This is a genomic window from Algirhabdus cladophorae (genome assembly GCF_044772865.1).
GTDB classification, from domain to species: Bacteria; Pseudomonadota; Alphaproteobacteria; order Rhodobacterales; family Rhodobacteraceae; genus Algirhabdus; species Algirhabdus cladophorae.
In genome coordinates this window covers 1,942,653-1,957,787 of record NZ_CP173029.1, presented here as the reverse complement: position 1 = coordinate 1,957,787, position 15,135 = coordinate 1,942,653, and the positions used below count along the sequence as shown (strand labels likewise).

Sequence of the window (15,135 nt, the reverse complement as noted above, 5' to 3'; positions counted from 1 at the left end):
GTGGGCGAACAGGTTGCGAGGGGGTAATGATTGGGGTGGGCGAAAATCCACGCAGACCCCAAGGTCACTATTTCCTGACCTGGGCCGCTTTGTCAGCATACCACTGCAGCGCTTCGGCTTCGGTGGTTTTGATGAACGGGTCCTTGGCTTCCATATAGCTATCCCATGTGGTGGCAGGATCATCCGCGAGGCGACGTTTTAGGTCTGAATAGGCCTTTGCGACGCGGGGGCGCGCGCGAAGATAGTCCCGAAAGGCCAAATGCCGCGTGATCTGCTCGGACCCTTGGGCAAAGACATGCAGATGGTAGGTGCGGATCCCCTGTGCTGTGGTTTTGCGAAAGTAGCGGCGACCTGCGATCCCGAAGGCCCCCATGACCTCGTAGCCGAGGCCTTCCATTTGGCTGGCGTGTGTGTCCAAGGCGTGCAAGTCCCTCACAGATCCCAGCAGATCGATGATCGGTTTTGCGTAGATGGCCTCGATTGAGGTGCTGCCAATGTGCTCAAGGTCTATAACTGTGGGTGCCAACGCCGCCTTTATGTGCCGCACTTCTGTGTCGAAGGCGACTTTCCAGTTCGGATCATGAGAAGAGACTGTGATGGGCATAGGGTCAAAGTGGAGCAATCACGAAAGTGGCGCAATGGCGTGAATAGGCACTAAAGCGACAACGAAGCGATTTAAAATAACCTGCGGACCGTTCATTTTAATCGAAAGTGGAGGCTGGTGCCGGGAGAGAGAATTGAACTCTCGACCTCGTCATTACCAATGACGCGCTACTACCACTGAGCTACCCCGGCATGTGCGGCGGTGATTAGCTTCAAATGGGAATTGGTGCAAGCGCAATCTGGACCCTTTTGGCCGACTGGGCTAAACACACCCCATGAGCAGTAACACCCCTAAAACCGGCGCCAAGGCGGCCACGGAACGCGAGGCACGGCTGAAAGCCGCGCTGAAGTCGAATTTGGCGCGCCGCAAGCAGCAAGCGCGGGCGCGGGGCACAGGAAAAACGGCGTCTCATGCAGATCCGACTGCAGGACCCCAAACAGATAAAAACAAAGGATAACAGGCCATGGATTCGATAGTTGTGACAGGCGGCGCGGGTCCGTTGAGCGGGGATATCCCGATTGCCGGGGCCAAAAACGCGTGTTTGACGCTTATGCCCGCCACGCTGTTATCAGAAGAGCCGCTGACCCTGACCAACGCCCCAAGGCTGTCGGATATCAAGACCTCGACGGATTTGCTGGAAAGCCTCGGCACCGAAGTCACATCGATGCAAGACGGCAAAGTGTTGGTCATGTCGAGCCATGACATCAACAACCACACGGCGGACTATGACATCGTGCGTAAGATGCGCGCGTCAATCCTTGTACTGGGGCCGATGTTGGCCCGCGATGGCCATGCTGTGGTTTCGCTGCCCGGGGGCTGTGCCATCGGCGCGCGCCCTGTGGATCTGCACCTCAAAGGTCTGGAGGCGATGGGCGCTGAACTGGAACTCAAGGATGGCTATGTCCATGCCAAGGCAGCAGGTGGCCTCAAGGGGGGGACTGTCAACTTCGATTTCGCCTCTGTTGGTGCCACTGAGAACATCCTGATGGCCGCGACGCTGGCCAAAGGTACCACAGTGATCAACAACGCAGCGCGCGAGCCTGAAATCGTTGATTTGGCTGATTGCTTGCGGGCTATGGGTGCGCAAATCGACGGCGACGGCACCTCGACCATCACGGTGCAGGGCGTTGACCGCCTTGGCGCGGCCACCCACCGTGTGGTCACCGACCGCATCGAACTGGGCACATATATGCTGGCCCCGGCCTTTACGGGTGGCGAAGTCACGTGCCTTGGTGGGCGTTTGGATTTGGTCGGCGCATTTGTCGAAAAGCTGCATCTGGCCGGACTTGACGTGTCGGAAAATGCACGTGGTTTGACCGTAAAACGCTCCAGCACCGGCGTGCGGGCGGTTGATGTCACAACCGAGCCTTTCCCGGGCTTCCCCACGGATTTGCAGGCGCAAATGATGGCGATGTTGTGCATTGCCGACGGCACATCGGTGTTGGAAGAAAAGATATTCGAGAACCGCTTTATGCATGCACCCGAATTGATCCGTATGGGGGCCAATATCGATGTGGCAGGCGGCACGGCCACAGTCACAGGCGTGGACCGGATGAAGGGGGCGCCAGTTATGGCTACGGATTTGCGCGCCTCGGTGTCCTTGATCCTTGCAGGGCTTGCTGCAGAAGGTGAAACCGTTGTGAACCGGGTCTATCACCTTGATCGCGGCTATGAGCATGTAGAACGTAAGCTGGGCGCGGTTGGCGCAAAAATTGAACGGGTATCCGCGTGAGCCAAGACGCAACTTTTGAGGATGGAGCGGAAAAGCCGCTGCGACTGATGGCGCGGGATGCGGATGATTTGCAAATCATCGCCACCCTGACCCAAGACGCTGTTTTTCCAATAACCGAAATCCGCTGGCAAGCCGCACAGCGTCGCTTTGCCCTGTTGGTCAACCGGTTTCGCTGGGAGGATCGTGATGCTGCCGCTGCCCGTGGTCGGGACTTTGAACGGGTGCAGGCGCTGTTGGTGTTTGAGGACGTCCTGAAAGTCTCCAGTACCGGGGTGGACCGGTCTGACAGCGACATGGTTTATTCGGTTCTGGATCTCAAATGGGAGCCTGCCGAGGATGGTATGGGACGCGTTGTGATTAATCTGGCTGGGGATGCAGATATCGCACTGGAGGTCGAGACGCTGGAGGCCCAGTTGAAAGACGTCACACGGCCCTATATTGCCCCTTCAAAGGCCGCACCTTCCCATCCCGAGGACTAAATACCTATGCCCGTATTTCTGAATTCCAGCGACGCTGATTTTGAAGCGGCGTTTGCGGCCCTGTTGACGGCCAAACGCGAGGACAGCCCGGATGTAGACGCTGTCGTCGCTCAGATTATTTCCGATGTGCGCACCCGCGGTGATCAGGCCGTACTGGATTTGACGGCCAAGTTTGATCGGTTGGATCTCACGGCGGATGCTCTGGCATTTTCTGCTGCTGAAATTGATAGGGAAATTTCCAAAGTTAGTGCCGAGGATCACGCGGCTTTGGAATTGGCGGCTACGCGTATTCGGGCCTATCACGAACGGCAATTGCCGCAGGATGAAAGCTGGACAGACGACGCGGGCGCGACCCTTGGGTGGCGCTGGGGACCTGTTTCAGCCGCCGGGCTTTATGTGCCGGGCGGATTGGCCAGCTACCCTAGTTCGGTCCTCATGAACGCGATACCAGCCAAAGTCGCTGGTGTGCCGCGCTTGGCGATTGTGGTGCCCACACCTGATGGCATTTGTAATCCGCTGGTTTTGCTGGCCGCGCGAATTGCCGGTGTTGATGAGATCTACCGCATCGGTGGCGCGCAGGCCGTGGCGGCCTTGGCCTACGGTACTGAAACGATCCCCCCGGTGGACAAGATCACTGGGCCGGGCAATGCCTTTGTCGCGGCAGCCAAGCGTCGTGTTTTTGGCAAGGTTGGCATCGATATGATCGCAGGCCCGTCCGAGATTTTGGTGATCGCCGACAAGGACAATGATCCTGACTGGATCGCCACAGATTTGCTGTCGCAAGCCGAGCACGATGAAAGCGCCCAGAGCATTTTGATCACGGATGACGCAGACTTCGGGCGTGCTGTAGCTGCGTCCGTGGACACGCAGCTCGAAACACTGGAACGCCGTGCCATCGCAGGTCCCAGTTGGCGTGATTACGGGGCCGTGGTGACTGTTGGATCCTTGGATGAGGCTGCAGCGCTGTCAGATCGTATTGCGCCAGAACACCTCGAGCTTTGCGTCGCCGATCCCGTGGCCCTGTCGCAAAAGATCACTCACGCTGGTGCGATATTCCTTGGTGCGTGGACGCCCGAGGCCATCGGCGACTACATTGGCGGCCCGAACCACGTGTTGCCCACGGCACGATCTGCGCGCTTTAGTTCTGGCCTGTCGGTCTTGGACTTTATGAAGCGCACAACGCTGGCACAAATGACCCCCGAGGCTCTGAAGAGGATCGGCCCCGCCGCTGAACGGCTGGCCATATCTGAAAGCCTACAGGCCCACGGCCTGAGCGTGCGCGCACGTCTGGATCGGTTGAACGAAGAGGGGTGAGCCTGCTTAGGTCAGGCTACTGGACACCAAGAGTGGTTGGCGGTTTTTGTGGTGCCGTTCGATCAAACGCTTTTGCCGTTTGCCGGGCAAGATGCTGAGGCAAGGCTGGGAATGACTTTCGTGATGTCCAAGCGCCGTCAATGCTTGCTGAATTTCAGCCCGGTTGCGTGGCGATAGGGTTCGCAGGGCCTGTTCGCCCAAAAACAGACTTTCGGTTGGGGCGCCTTCGGCGAAAATGACGTCGTGGTTTTCCAAGAGTATGTGAAAATATGTGACCCCATCGCAGGTGTCGTCCAAATAGATGCCCGGCAATTGAGTGAGTTTGATCGCAGGCACCATCACATCTGTTGTGCCAAACATCCGAGCCGCAATTTTCGACGAAATCACCATGCGGTGCTGCCGCGAGATCCGCAAGTCGCGCTGTGGCAGGCCTTGGCCCAGGGCCCCTGCGCTGATGACAACGGGACGCAAGTGGCAGCAGGCCGCGTGTTGGGCTGCGGTAAACGTTGAGGCACCGATCCAGGCGATGGGCTGTGCGCCGTTTCGCGCTGTTAAAACCAAATCGCCCGCAGTCAGGTCTTGGATCCGGCGCGGACCCGATGGGGTCGACAGCATCGTGCCGTGGGAAAAACAAACGATATCGAAGGCCGTGGCATCAATGCCCACTTCGAAATAGTCCCAGTTGCCAGAATTGCCGTTTGTCCCGTAAACGCCAAGGCTGTTGACGGGGATATTGAACACCAGTTCGGCGATACTGCCATCGGAATAATGCCCCCCATTTATACTACCATCCGCGCCGATTTCATGGGTTGCTGCGCCAGACTGGGTGAAAGTTGCCTCGCCATTGTCGATCAGGCTTTGTAGGTTCACTGTGACGCCATCGATTTCGATGTAGTAAATTTCATTCGCATCGCTGCCCGACATTTGGATTGCGGCCCCAATCACCGGTTGATCAAAGGTCACGGTAAAGGCTTGGCTGCCGTCGGCATTAACCCGCGCGCCGCCGTCCAATCCATTCCAATCGGTGGTGGGCGAGGTACCGGATACTGTGTACCCGACTTGATCGCCGTTTACGTCCGTGATGGTGCCAGATGCACCATTGGAATAGTTATCGATGACATCTGTAAACGGCATAAAAGCCTCCTGAACCCGAATCGCTGATAACCCTCAAGGCCACTAGTGTGGCTCATTTCAATCCTTTGAAACAAAGGGATTGTACGTAGGTTTTTCCCCGTATTTGTTTTAACGCCTCTTTCAGCCGGGGGTTTGCACCCAATTCGACCATGCTGTTTTCGCAAAACCTGACGGAAGTTAGGGAACTGTAAGCGGTTGGTTGGTGAGATCGCTTGACGCATCTGTTTTTCTGGTCGACAAGTCGAGTGATGGTTTCCGGATGCCACAGGCGAACCCCGGAATGAAAAGGGAATACGGTGAGGAGGAGCCAATTGGCGCCAAATCCGTGACTGCCCCCGCAACTGTAAGCGGCGAGTGACCCCGATGATCACCACTGAACGTACATCGCGTTCGGGAAGGATCGGGCAAGCCCAGACCCGCAAGTCAGGAGACCTGCCATCAAAGGCGCAGTTTTGCGTCGCGTGCAACTTCAACCCGGACGGGGTGTCCGGACAGGAGGCCATGATGGTTTTACGGGTTATCCCGTCGGAAATGACATGTCTGTGCTGCGCCCCGCGATCTCGCGGAGGGCGACATGGGACACACTTCACACAAGATTACGGTTTGCACATCGTGCAGGCACAAGGGCACCGACTGCCGCCCGGGTTATGAGCTGATCGCCAAGCTGCGCGCCGCGATTGCGGCGGCGGGCGACAGCCTTTCTGAGGAGTTTGAAATCTCGGGCGTGGCCTGCATGGCGGGCTGTGACCGTCCGTGCACTATGGCCTATCACGGCACACGCAAGGCAACTTACCTGTTTGGCGATATCGACGCAGCGACTGACATCGACGACCTTGTGGCTTTTGCGCGGCTTTATGGCGTTTTGGGCGATGGGTGGTGTTCTTCGGTGGATCGACCTGGCACATTGCGCAGATCAACCTTGGCCCGTGTTCCGGCCGCAATCATCGCACTGGAAGACAGCGATCAGCGTGCCTCATGAGGGCGGCTCGTCTTGTGGCAGATGCCATCAGTTGGACCCCACGCAGAAGCGCTGCACCCTTGTTGCATCCAACCAGTTTTGCTGTGGAGACAGGCCAGATCCTTGGGGTTGTTGGGCCAAACGGGGCTGGCAAATCGACGCTGCTGAGGATGCTTTATCGATTTCAGGCGCCAGTGACGGGCCAGATTTTGATCGATGGTCAGGATGTCTGGGCCATGCCGCCGCGCGCCGCCGCCCGGAAAGTGGCGGCGGTGTTGCAAGAACAGCCATCCTCCTTTGGGCTGAGTGTGGTCGAAGTGGTAGCCCTTGGGCGCACGCCCCATGGATCGGGCTATTCTCGCGGCGGTGCCAAAGACGCCCACATCGTCGATGCGGCCCTGAGCCAGTTAGATCTGCTGCATCTTGCAGGACGCGATATGGTGTCCTTGTCGGGCGGCGAACGCCAGCGGGTAATGGTGGCGCGCGCTTTGGTCCAAGAACCGCAGGTTTTGGTGCTGGACGAGCCGACAAATCATCTGGATATCCGCCATCAACTTGAGATCCTGAGGCTGATAAAGGATCTGGATTTGACGATCATCGTTTCGCTGCATGATCTCAATATCGCAGCCAGCCTCTGTGACAGCATTTTGTTGTTGGAGCAGGGACATACACTTGCCTTTGGACCGCCTCACGAAGTTCTGACCGAGGCACGGGTGTCCCATGCCTTTGGGGTTCAGGCCCGTCACGAGACCCTGTCGCCCAGCAACGCCAAACATTTTTCCTACCACCTCTAATACTGAAAGACCCAAGACATGAAATTTACTCTTACAGCCTTGACAGCCGCCATGATGGCGACGACTGCCCCGGCGCAAACCACTGTGCAAAGCTGTGATCGTCAGGTGACCTTTGACGCACCGCCAAAGGCCGCTATTTCCAACGATGTGAACCTGACCGAGATGATGCTGGTCCTTGGACTGGCAGACCATATGGTCGGCTACACTGGCATTTCCGGCTGGAAAACGCTGGACGTTGAAATGCGCGAAGGGGTGGCACAGCTGCCGGAATTGTCGGCGAAATATCCGACCAAAGAGGTGCTTATCGGGGCAGATGCGGACTTCTATTTTGCCGGATGGAACTACGGGATGAAGGTTGGTGGTGAAGTCACGCCAGAAACCTTGGATCCTTTTGGCATCAAGGTCTATGAGCTGACCGAAAGCTGCATCCACATCGGCGAGAAATCCGCCGCCAGCATGGACGATATGTATGCGGATTTGTTGAACCTTGGCGCGATCTTTGATGTTGGCGACAAAGCGGCAGAACTTGTTGCTGGCTACAAAGCGGATCTTGAAAGCTTTACTGCCACGTTGGCACCCCTAGAGGCAGCCCCACGGGTGTTTGTCTACGACAGTGGCGATGACGCGCCGTTTACGGCGGGCCGTTATGCGATGCCCAATGCCCTGATCGAGGCGGCTGGTGGCACCAACATCATGAATGATTTCGAGAAAAGCTGGGCCACTGTGGGCTGGGAAGCCATAGTTGACCGCAACCCTGAGGTCATCGTGATCGTTAACTACGGCGATGTGACAGCGGCGCAAAAACGTGAATTCATGACGTCGAACCCCGCATTTGCGGACATTGATGCGGTGAAAAACGATCGCTTTGTGACGCTGGAATATGTCGAGGCAACGCCGGGCCCGCGCAATATAAAAGCCGTCAAAACCCTCGCCGCAGCGTTTCGCGGCGAATAATGACAATGCGCAAACCCCAGCATCAAAACACGCAAGTAAGGCGGCTTAGATATGGCCTTTAGAGTTGCGATGGGGCTGGGGTTTGCGGTTCTGGCTCTGTCAATTTCGATTGCTGTGAGTGTTGGGGCCGTATCTATCCCGCTGCCTACGGTGTGGGGCATTCTGATCAATAAGGTGGTACCGCAGACCATCCCCGTCGATTGGTCCGCGGGCCGCGAAGCGATTGTGTGGGACATCCGTTTTCCGCGTGCGCTGCTGGCCTGTTTGGTCGGGGCAGGGCTGGCCATTGTCGGGGCCAGCCTTCAGGCTGTGACGCGCAACCCCTTGGCGGATCCGCATCTGTTGGGGATCTCGGCGGGAGGGGCCTTTGGTGCGATCCTCGCCTTGCTGCACACTGGGTTGTTTTTGGGCCTGCTGACTGTGCCGCTTTTCGCGTTTCTCGGGGCTTTGGGGGCCACGCTGCTGGTGTTGGCGGTTTCGCACTTTGCCGCAGCCACCAGTGCGGATCGGTTGATCCTAGCAGGCGTTGCGGTGTCTTTTATTGTAATGTCCATGGCCAATGTGTTGATCTTTCTGGGGGATCCACGTGCCACGCACACAGTGGTGTTTTGGATGCTGGGCGGGCTGGGCCTCGCGCAATGGGGCCAGCTGGTCTATCCGCTGATCATTCTGGTTCTGTGCGGCCTGTATTTGGTTGCAAACGCGGGCAACTTGAATGCGATGACCATCGGCGATGAAACCGCCACCACGCTGGGCATTCCTGTGGCGCGCTTTCGCCTGCTGGTGTTCGTGATCGGGGCCTTGATCACTGGGGTCATGGTGGCCTTTTCCGGCATCATTGGATTTGTGGGCCTGATGGTGCCCCATATCGTACGACTGATGGTTGGCGGCGACTACCGGCGTGTGTTGCCAGCCTCGGCCTTGATGGGGTCTGTCTTTTTGGTCTGGGCCGATGTGGTTGCGCGCAAAATCATGGCACCAGAGGATATGCCCATTGGCATCGTGACAGGCCTTGTTGGCGGGATATTCTTTATCTGGCTGTTGCGCCGCAAAATTGGCTGAACATCGGGGATGCTCCAGCGTTGCATGTCGTGCTGAATTGCGAATCCTGCCGTTCCCTGATTAATCTGGCCTGAACCTTTCTCTGGCAGAGCCTTTTCATGACCCGTATCGCCCATATCGAACTCGACGACAGCAATCTCGCGCCGCCCACCCCTGAGATCGATCAGGAACGGAAAGTGGCCATTTTCGATTTGCTTGAGGACAATTCATTTGTTCTGCCGCAGCGCGAGGATCGCGTCGCCGTTGAAGGACCCTATAAGTTGGAATTGGCGATAAAGGACCGGCGTCTGGTCTTTGATATTGCTAATGAAAATGATGTACCAGCGGGGCTGTTTTACTTGTCTTTGGGGCCCTTCAAGCAAGTGGTCAAAGACTATTTCCAGATCTGTGAAAGCTATTTTGAAGCGGTCAAAACCCTGCCGCCCAGCCAGATTGAAACGATTGATATGGCCCGTCGTGGCATCCACAACGAAGGGGCGCGGGTGCTGCAAGAGCGTCTTGATGGCAAAGCGGATGTCGACATTGATACGGCCCGTCGCCTTTTTACCCTGATTTGCGTGCTGCATTTCGGGGGTTGATCTATGGTGGCCGAACTTCCTCAGTCCATTCTGTTTTGCTGCGACCACAACGCAGTTCGATCCCCTATGGCTGAAGGGATGATGAAGCAATTTTTTGGCCAAGCCTGCTATATCCAATCGGCCGGGGTCAAAAATGATCTCGAGATTGACGGGTTTTCCATTGCCGTGTGCCAGGAACTGGATGTCGAGTTGGCACGGCATCGCTCGCGCAGCTTTGACGAGATGGAAGAATGGGGCGATGACCTGTCCAGTTTTGATCTGATTGTGGCACTTTCGCCTGCCAGCCAGCGCAAAGCGCTGGAATTAACACGCTTTTTCCACTTGGATGTGGAATATTGGCCTATTCTTGATCCCACGGGCCTTGGTGATAATCGCGAAGCAAAGCTGGTAAGCTATCGACAGGCCCGCGACCAGATCCGCGAGCGTATCGTGGATCGCTGGGGGGCGGGGCAGACTTAGGCGAGCCTCACTCACTGACCAAATTAATCCTTTGTTGAACGTGCTCTGCTAGGGCTTGGCCCTGCAACCGACCACAAAGGGGCTGAGATGTTTCGTCGCTCAAAAGCCAACAAATCGGATCTTGATAACGCAGCTGTTATGCAGGCTGTTAATCGTTCACAAGCAATGATTTCGTTTGATCCTGCGGGCTATATCTTGGATGCGAACGATAATTTTTTGACCACCATGGGCTATGCGCTGGATGAAATTGTTGGGCAGCATCACCAGATTTTTTTGTCACAGGCGCAACGCGCTGATCCTGATTACCAAACCTTCTGGTCGCAACTGGCTGAAGGGCAGCTGACCGCGGGCGATGTAGCACGCCAAACCAAGTCAGGCGATACGATCTGGATCACGGCTGCGTATGCACCGGTTTTTGATGCGACGGGACAGGTTGAAAGGGTTATCAAGCTGGCCACAGACATCACTGTCAAAAAGGTCGAACACGACATTCTCATTGATCATTTAAATGCACTGGCCAAAGGCGATTTGACGGTGCTGATCCCCAAAGCCCAAACCGAGGATTTCGAAAAAGTCCGCAAGACGTTCAATAAGATGGCCAGTGGCCTGCAAATGATGGTCGACGCAATCGTGGACGAAGCCGCAGTTTTGAAACAAACCAGTATCGCTGTGCAGGCGTCTTCTGCGTCGCTGGCCACTTATGCCAAAGACAATGCTGCGATTTTAGAAAAGTCCAAACATGCCCTATCGGACATTGGTCGCGAAATTGTCGAAAGCCAACAGGCCGCGGGGCGATTGGAACAGCAGGCTCAGAACACTGCACGAAAATCCAGCGATGGTGAGGCGATAGTGACCAGTACAGCCCAAGCTATTGATCGTTTGGAGGATATGGCCAACCGGGTGTCCAAAACCACAACTGTGATCGAAAGCTTTGCCTTTCAGACCAATCTTTTGTCGCTGAACGCCGCTGTGGAAGCTGCGCGGGCAGGGGACGCGGGCAAGGGATTTGCTGTTGTTGCCTCCGAGGTGCAAAATTTGGCCATGCGATCCGGTGAAGCCTCAAAGGAAATTGCCGAATTGACCCGCAAAAGCGAAGTCGAAGTGGCCTCAGGACTGAGGTATGTCAAACAGGCGTCCGACGCATTGCGCGAAATCTCTCGGGCCGTGGCGCTGGTCGTTGACGAAATCGCGACCATTTCGCGTGCGGCTCAGGCCCAGACCCAGGAATTGGCAGCTGTCGAAAAATCAGTTGATGATTTAGACCATACCGTTTCCCAAATTGAACATGCCTCAAAACAAGGCGCTCAAAATGCTGCAGCAATGTTACAAGGGGTAGAGAATTTTGACCGCCTCGTGTCGTCTTTCTTGCGACCCAATTCCGAAGGAGCCCCCGCCGCCGACCACCAAAACACAGGCTAGGGCGCACCCTTTGGGCCAATTTTAGCCACCACACCGACACGAAACCGGGTCTGCGCTGGACTGGCTGAGTTTTTCGCTTGATAATTTCCAGAGGAAGGCCCATCTAATGCACGCCTGCGCTGATGCAGGTGTCAACATTGGAGAGACCATGGCTAAGGAAGAACTGCTCGAATTTCCCGGCGTCGTGAAGGAACTCTTGCCAAATGCGACATTTCGGGTCGAGCTGGAAAACGGCCATGAAATCATCGCACATACGGCGGGAAAGATGCGTAAAAATCGCATTCGTGTTCTGGCAGGCGACAAAGTCCAAGTGGAAATGACCCCCTATGATCTGACCAAGGGTCGGATCAACTACCGCTTTAAGTAAACCGATGCGCCTTATCTTGGGCTCTGGATCGCCACGACGACGCGAGTTGTTGGGGCAATTGGGTCTTGAGCCTAGCGACATACGTGCGCCTGATATCCTTGAGGATCCCCTCAAGGCGGAATTGCCGCGCCCCTATTGCATACGCATGGCCCGCGAAAAAGCCCAAGCGCTGGACGTGGGCGCGGACGAAGTGATTTTATGCGCGGACACCACTGTGGCAGTCGGGCGGCGCATTTTGGGCAAAGCAGCAGATCGATCCGAGGCTGAGGCGTTTCTTGATCTGCTGTCAGGACGCCGCCACAAAGTGATCACCGCCATTGCCGTCAAAAATGCAGATCGTTTGTGGGTCCGCGATGTGGTCACGGACGTCAAAATGAAACGTCTGTCAACGATCGAACGTGAGGCCTATTTGGATACCAACGATTGGCAAGGCAAAGCGGGCGCTTATGGCATTCAAGGCCCCGCCGGCGCGTTTATTCCGTGGATTTCAGGGTCCTACTCGGCTGTCATGGGGCTGCCTGTTACGGAAACCGCGCAGCTTTTGACCGCAGCTGGGATTGCCGTTTGGGGGCGGACATGAAGGGTAGCCTCATCCTTTTGGACCATATTAATGGTCGCGAGGCCGCTGCGCGCTTGGTTGCGGGGAAATTGGATGATCTGGTGGTTGACAGCCCGGATCGGCCACGCATCGGCGCGATCCACTTGGTCAAGGCCGAACGTCAGATGAAAGGGCAGGGCGGTATTTTTGTGAAATCCGACCAGCCGTTCTTTCTGCGCCAAGCCAAAAATATCAAACCGGGCGATGCGTTGCCCGTCCAAGTGGTCAGCCTCGCCGAGGCAGGCAAAGCCCCTCCTGTGACGACAAAAATCGTTTTCAAAAGTCGCTATGTTATCGTGACCCCCTCGGCGCCGGGTATCAACATCGCCCGAGTGATCCGCGACGAAGATGAACGCGACCGATTGTTGGTTTTGGCCCGCGAATTGTTACAGGATTTGGACTACGGTGTGATCCTTCGCACGGCTTGCGCCGGAGCCGAAGACGACGCAATTGCCCAAGACCTTGAAGCGATGATCGACGAGGCACAAAGGGTCATGCAGGCCGCTGAAGGCGGGCAACCAGGCCAGCTCAGCGCAGGCGACGGACCGCATATCACAGCATGGCGCGATTGGGACGCTGCAGACGACGTGATCACACAGTCTGGCTGTTTTGAAGATTACGGCGTCTTAGACCAAATCGACGCGTTGGATACACCGCGTGCGGTAATGGGCGGGGCAGACGTGTTTATCGAGCCGACTCGTGCCCTTGTCGCAGTGGACGTCAACACTGGTGGCGACACATCTTTTGCCGCAGGTCTAAAAGCGAATTTGTCGGTGGCACGCGGCTTACCACGGCACCTGCGTCTGCGCGGATTGGGCGGACAAGTGGTGATCGATTTCGCCCCAATGAGTAAAAACGACCGCAAACAAGTCCAATCTGCGCTGCAAGCTGCGTTTAAGGCTGACCCAATTGAAACCTCTTTGGTGGGTTGGACGCCTTTGGGCCTTTTTGAGTTGCAGCGCAAACGCGAACGCCTGCCATTGCACGGGGTGATCTCATGAGTAGTTGTCCTATGTGCGACCGTCCAACGGACACAAAATTCCGGCCATTTTGTTCGAAACGATGCGCGGACTTGGACCTTGGTAAGTGGTTAACAGGCGGCTATGTCCTGCCCGGCCAAGCGGTTGAAGAAGAAGATGAATTGCCAGACGAAGCACCCTACGACCCCAAACCGATCAATTGAAGTTGGCAGGATTGCTGCATTCGGTCTTTTGGGCCAAATTTCCTTCGTTTTCGGTCTGGACAGCGGAAACGTTAGCGCCTATCACGCCCTCACCCAGACGCCAGCCGTCATCCCGTGCCCGGGTAGCTCAGGGGTAGAGCAGTGGATTGAAAATCCTCGTGTCGGTGGTTCGATTCCGCCCCCGGGCACCATAATTTCCCTACAAAACAGTAACTTGTGATTTATCCAACAAGTGTCTGTTGGCCCGATTCTGGCTTTCACATATCTTACACACTCTGACACATGTTTGAGGGGTGGTTTTGATATGGCTGAAAAACACCAAATTCTGGGTGGTAAGGTTCACGTTTATAAAAGACCGCGTAGCGCGGTCTGGCAGTGTTCGACGTATATTGAGGGCAAAAACGTAGGGTCAGCACGAAGGAAGAGAGCCTCGCAAAGGCCAAGGAATTTGCAGAGGATTGGTATCTCGATCTGCGGGGCAAGAAGGCCCGAGGCGAACTGGTTGCAGAAACAACATTCAAACAAGCTGCTGCGCGGTTTGTAAAAGAGTATGAGGTCATCACGGCTGGTGAGCGGAACGCGATCTATGTGCGCGGGCACAAGGCGCGATTGCGCAACCACTTAGTTCCCTTCTTTGGCGATATGGGCTTGTCGCAGATCACACCAGGATCGGTGCAAGACTATCGCATCTTTCGCCTGCAAGATGACCCTGACTTTAAGCCCCCCTCTCGCTCCACCATGCATCATGAGGTCGTCACGCTGCGGCAGGTGTTAAAGCTGTCGATCCGGCATGGTTGGCTGGCCGCGTTGCCGGATCTGTCTGAACCCTACCGAGCATCTGCGAAGGTCACCCATCGGGCTTGGTTTTCGCCGGAGGAATACAAGCGGCTTTACACAGCAACCCGCGCAAACATCAAACGTGCCGAGGGTAAGGCGTGGCATCACAGTGCCCAGCAATTGCATGACCTGATCTTATTTATGGCCAACACTGGCCTTCGGCCAGACGAAGTAAATCGGCTGGAATATCGTGATGTGTCGATTGTGGATGACGAAGGCACTGGAGAAACGATCCTTGAGATCGAAGTGCGCGGCAAGCGCGGCACCGGCTATTGTAAGAGCATGACTGGGGCGGTGATGCCCTTCAAACGGATGGTTGCAAGGAATGACCCCATGCAGACCGACCTGTTGTTCCCTGCCGACCACAAGAAGCAATTCAATCGCATCCTCGCGGAGATCGAGCTCAAGATTGATCGCGAAGGTAATCGACGTTCGTTATATTCGCTTCGGCACAGCTACATCTCTTTTCGCCTTCTGGAAGGCGCGGACATCTATCAGATTGCCAAGAATTGTCGCACGTCCGTCGAGATGATCGAACGACACTATGCCGTGCATTTGAAGAACAGCATCGATGCGTCTGCGATCAATGCGCGAAAGGGTCGGCTCTGATCGGCCTTGGCTGGAATCCCCCTTTCTTTTTTATCCACAAAGATCTGAGTGCTG

At 56.0% G+C, this 15,135-nt stretch carries 18 protein-coding genes, 2 tRNA genes and 1 riboswitch; of the genes, 17 read left to right on the top strand and 3 right to left on the bottom strand.

Going from position 1 to position 15,135, the window contains the following annotated elements:
- Positions 1 to 67: 67 nt before the first annotated feature.
- Together ACIRQ6_RS09535 and ACIRQ6_RS09530 are read right to left on the bottom strand one after the other, a co-directional pair.
- Positions 68 to 604 carry a GrpB family protein gene (locus ACIRQ6_RS09535; RefSeq protein WP_420860353.1) on the bottom strand — a complete coding sequence of 179 codons (537 nt, stop codon included), beginning with the start codon at positions 602 to 604 and terminating at the stop codon, positions 68 to 70.
- 115 nt (positions 605 to 719) lie between these two features.
- Positions 720 to 795 (bottom strand) — tRNA-Thr (locus ACIRQ6_RS09530).
- A gap of 83 nt (positions 796 to 878) precedes the next feature.
- Between ACIRQ6_RS09530 and ACIRQ6_RS09525 the strand changes: the two genes are divergently transcribed.
- Genes ACIRQ6_RS09525 through hisD form a run of 4 tightly spaced genes read left to right on the top strand, consistent with a single transcriptional unit; the run spans position 879 to position 4,129 of the window.
- Positions 879 to 1,061 carry a hypothetical protein gene (locus ACIRQ6_RS09525; protein WP_420860352.1) on the top strand — a complete coding sequence of 61 codons (183 nt, stop codon included), beginning with the start codon at positions 879 to 881 and terminating at the stop codon, positions 1,059 to 1,061.
- Between the two features lie 6 nt (positions 1,062 to 1,067).
- A complete protein-coding gene (gene murA, locus ACIRQ6_RS09520) occupies positions 1,068 to 2,336 on the top strand; it encodes a UDP-N-acetylglucosamine 1-carboxyvinyltransferase (RefSeq protein WP_420860351.1) in 1,269 nt (422 codons plus the stop codon).
- Complete coding sequence (locus ACIRQ6_RS09515; protein WP_420860350.1) at positions 2,333 to 2,815, top strand: DUF2948 family protein; 483 nt, start codon at positions 2,333 to 2,335, stop codon at positions 2,813 to 2,815. Before murA ends, ACIRQ6_RS09515 begins: the two co-directional genes overlap by 4 nt.
- 6 nt (positions 2,816 to 2,821) lie before the next feature.
- On the top strand, positions 2,822 to 4,129 hold the full coding sequence (gene hisD / locus ACIRQ6_RS09510) for a histidinol dehydrogenase (protein ID WP_420860349.1): 1,308 nt from the start codon (positions 2,822 to 2,824) through the stop codon (positions 4,127 to 4,129).
- 6 nt (positions 4,130 to 4,135) lie between these two features.
- On the opposite strand, the gene ACIRQ6_RS09505 is transcribed toward hisD, so the two are convergent.
- Positions 4,136 to 5,263 (bottom strand): Hint domain-containing protein, encoded by a 1,128-nt coding sequence (locus ACIRQ6_RS09505; protein WP_420860348.1) that lies wholly within the window; start codon positions 5,261 to 5,263, stop codon positions 4,136 to 4,138.
- A 232-nt stretch (positions 5,264 to 5,495) separates the two neighbouring features.
- Positions 5,496 to 5,718: riboswitch (cobalamin riboswitch) on the top strand.
- A gap of 119 nt (positions 5,719 to 5,837) precedes the next feature.
- On the opposite strand from ACIRQ6_RS09505, the gene ACIRQ6_RS09500 reads away from it, so the two are divergent.
- The 13 genes from ACIRQ6_RS09500 to ACIRQ6_RS09440 all read left to right on the top strand — a co-directional run bounded on the left by ACIRQ6_RS09500 (position 5,838) and on the right by ACIRQ6_RS09440 (position 15,081).
- Entirely contained in the window at positions 5,838 to 6,242 is a 405-nt protein-coding gene (locus ACIRQ6_RS09500) for a DUF1636 family protein (RefSeq protein WP_420860347.1), read from the top strand.
- On the top strand, positions 6,239 to 7,015 hold the full coding sequence (locus tag ACIRQ6_RS09495; protein WP_420860346.1) for an ABC transporter ATP-binding protein: 777 nt from the start codon (positions 6,239 to 6,241) through the stop codon (positions 7,013 to 7,015). The genes ACIRQ6_RS09500 and ACIRQ6_RS09495 overlap by 4 nt, the downstream gene beginning before the upstream one ends.
- Positions 7,016 to 7,033: 18 nt before the next feature.
- Complete coding sequence (locus ACIRQ6_RS09490) at positions 7,034 to 7,969, top strand: ABC transporter substrate-binding protein (protein WP_420860345.1); 936 nt, start codon at positions 7,034 to 7,036, stop codon at positions 7,967 to 7,969.
- Between the two features lie 51 nt (positions 7,970 to 8,020).
- Positions 8,021 to 9,031, top strand: a complete 1,011-nt coding sequence (locus ACIRQ6_RS09485) for a FecCD family ABC transporter permease (RefSeq protein ID WP_420860344.1) — start codon at positions 8,021 to 8,023, stop codon at positions 9,029 to 9,031.
- A gap of 98 nt (positions 9,032 to 9,129) precedes the next feature.
- On the top strand, positions 9,130 to 9,609 hold the full coding sequence (locus ACIRQ6_RS09480; RefSeq protein ID WP_420860343.1) for a UPF0262 family protein: 480 nt from the start codon (positions 9,130 to 9,132) through the stop codon (positions 9,607 to 9,609).
- 3 nt (positions 9,610 to 9,612) lie between these two features.
- Positions 9,613 to 10,068: a low molecular weight phosphatase family protein gene (locus ACIRQ6_RS09475; protein WP_420860342.1), complete on the top strand. Its 456-nt coding sequence runs from the start codon at positions 9,613 to 9,615 to the stop codon at positions 10,066 to 10,068.
- Between the two features lie 87 nt (positions 10,069 to 10,155).
- A complete protein-coding gene (locus ACIRQ6_RS09470; RefSeq protein ID WP_420860341.1) occupies positions 10,156 to 11,487 on the top strand; it encodes a methyl-accepting chemotaxis protein in 1,332 nt (443 codons plus the stop codon).
- A 148-nt stretch (positions 11,488 to 11,635) separates the two neighbouring features.
- Positions 11,636 to 11,854 carry a translation initiation factor IF-1 gene (infA, locus tag ACIRQ6_RS09465; protein ID WP_007205486.1) on the top strand — a complete coding sequence of 73 codons (219 nt, stop codon included), beginning with the start codon at positions 11,636 to 11,638 and terminating at the stop codon, positions 11,852 to 11,854.
- A gap of 4 nt (positions 11,855 to 11,858) precedes the next feature.
- On the top strand, positions 11,859 to 12,434 hold the full coding sequence (locus ACIRQ6_RS09460) for a Maf family protein (RefSeq protein ID WP_420860340.1): 576 nt from the start codon (positions 11,859 to 11,861) through the stop codon (positions 12,432 to 12,434).
- Positions 12,431 to 13,453: a ribonuclease E/G gene (locus ACIRQ6_RS09455; RefSeq protein WP_420860339.1), complete on the top strand. Its 1,023-nt coding sequence runs from the start codon at positions 12,431 to 12,433 to the stop codon at positions 13,451 to 13,453. The genes ACIRQ6_RS09460 and ACIRQ6_RS09455 overlap by 4 nt, the downstream gene beginning before the upstream one ends.
- A complete protein-coding gene (locus tag ACIRQ6_RS09450) occupies positions 13,450 to 13,635 on the top strand; it encodes a DNA gyrase inhibitor YacG (RefSeq protein ID WP_420860338.1) in 186 nt (61 codons plus the stop codon). The genes ACIRQ6_RS09455 and ACIRQ6_RS09450 overlap by 4 nt, the downstream gene beginning before the upstream one ends.
- A 116-nt stretch (positions 13,636 to 13,751) precedes the next feature.
- Positions 13,752 to 13,826: transfer RNA gene (locus ACIRQ6_RS09445), tRNA-Phe, on the top strand.
- 418 nt (positions 13,827 to 14,244) lie between these two features.
- Positions 14,245 to 15,081 (top strand): hypothetical protein, encoded by an 837-nt coding sequence (locus ACIRQ6_RS09440; protein ID WP_420860337.1) that lies wholly within the window; start codon positions 14,245 to 14,247, stop codon positions 15,079 to 15,081.
- Positions 15,082 to 15,135 lie beyond the last annotated feature (54 nt).

What these genes read in the sequence shown, in the direction of transcription:
- ACIRQ6_RS09535 (WP_420860353.1), bottom strand. Translation starts at nt 604, where the DNA reads ATGCCCATCACAGTCTCTTCTCATGATCCGAACTGGAAAGTCGCCTTC.
- ACIRQ6_RS09525 (WP_420860352.1), top strand. Translation starts at nt 879, where the DNA reads ATGAGCAGTAACACCCCTAAAACCGGCGCCAAGGCGGCCACGGAACGC.
- murA (WP_420860351.1), top strand. Translation starts at nt 1,068, where the DNA reads ATGGATTCGATAGTTGTGACAGGCGGCGCGGGTCCGTTGAGCGGGGAT.
- hisD (WP_420860349.1), top strand. Translation starts at nt 2,822, where the DNA reads ATGCCCGTATTTCTGAATTCCAGCGACGCTGATTTTGAAGCGGCGTTT.
- ACIRQ6_RS09505 (WP_420860348.1), bottom strand. Translation starts at nt 5,263, where the DNA reads ATGCCGTTTACAGATGTCATCGATAACTATTCCAATGGTGCATCTGGC.
- ACIRQ6_RS09500 (WP_420860347.1), top strand. Translation starts at nt 5,838, where the DNA reads ATGGGACACACTTCACACAAGATTACGGTTTGCACATCGTGCAGGCAC.
- ACIRQ6_RS09495 (WP_420860346.1), top strand. Translation starts at nt 6,239, where the DNA reads ATGAGGGCGGCTCGTCTTGTGGCAGATGCCATCAGTTGGACCCCACGC.
- ACIRQ6_RS09490 (WP_420860345.1), top strand. Translation starts at nt 7,034, where the DNA reads ATGAAATTTACTCTTACAGCCTTGACAGCCGCCATGATGGCGACGACT.
- ACIRQ6_RS09485 (WP_420860344.1), top strand. Translation starts at nt 8,021, where the DNA reads ATGGCCTTTAGAGTTGCGATGGGGCTGGGGTTTGCGGTTCTGGCTCTG.
- ACIRQ6_RS09480 (WP_420860343.1), top strand. Translation starts at nt 9,130, where the DNA reads ATGACCCGTATCGCCCATATCGAACTCGACGACAGCAATCTCGCGCCG.
- ACIRQ6_RS09475 (WP_420860342.1), top strand. Translation starts at nt 9,613, where the DNA reads ATGGTGGCCGAACTTCCTCAGTCCATTCTGTTTTGCTGCGACCACAAC.
- ACIRQ6_RS09470 (WP_420860341.1), top strand. Translation starts at nt 10,156, where the DNA reads ATGTTTCGTCGCTCAAAAGCCAACAAATCGGATCTTGATAACGCAGCT.
- infA (WP_007205486.1), top strand. Translation starts at nt 11,636, where the DNA reads ATGGCTAAGGAAGAACTGCTCGAATTTCCCGGCGTCGTGAAGGAACTC.
- ACIRQ6_RS09460 (WP_420860340.1), top strand. Translation starts at nt 11,859, where the DNA reads ATGCGCCTTATCTTGGGCTCTGGATCGCCACGACGACGCGAGTTGTTG.
- ACIRQ6_RS09455 (WP_420860339.1), top strand. Translation starts at nt 12,431, where the DNA reads ATGAAGGGTAGCCTCATCCTTTTGGACCATATTAATGGTCGCGAGGCC.
- ACIRQ6_RS09450 (WP_420860338.1), top strand. Translation starts at nt 13,450, where the DNA reads ATGAGTAGTTGTCCTATGTGCGACCGTCCAACGGACACAAAATTCCGG.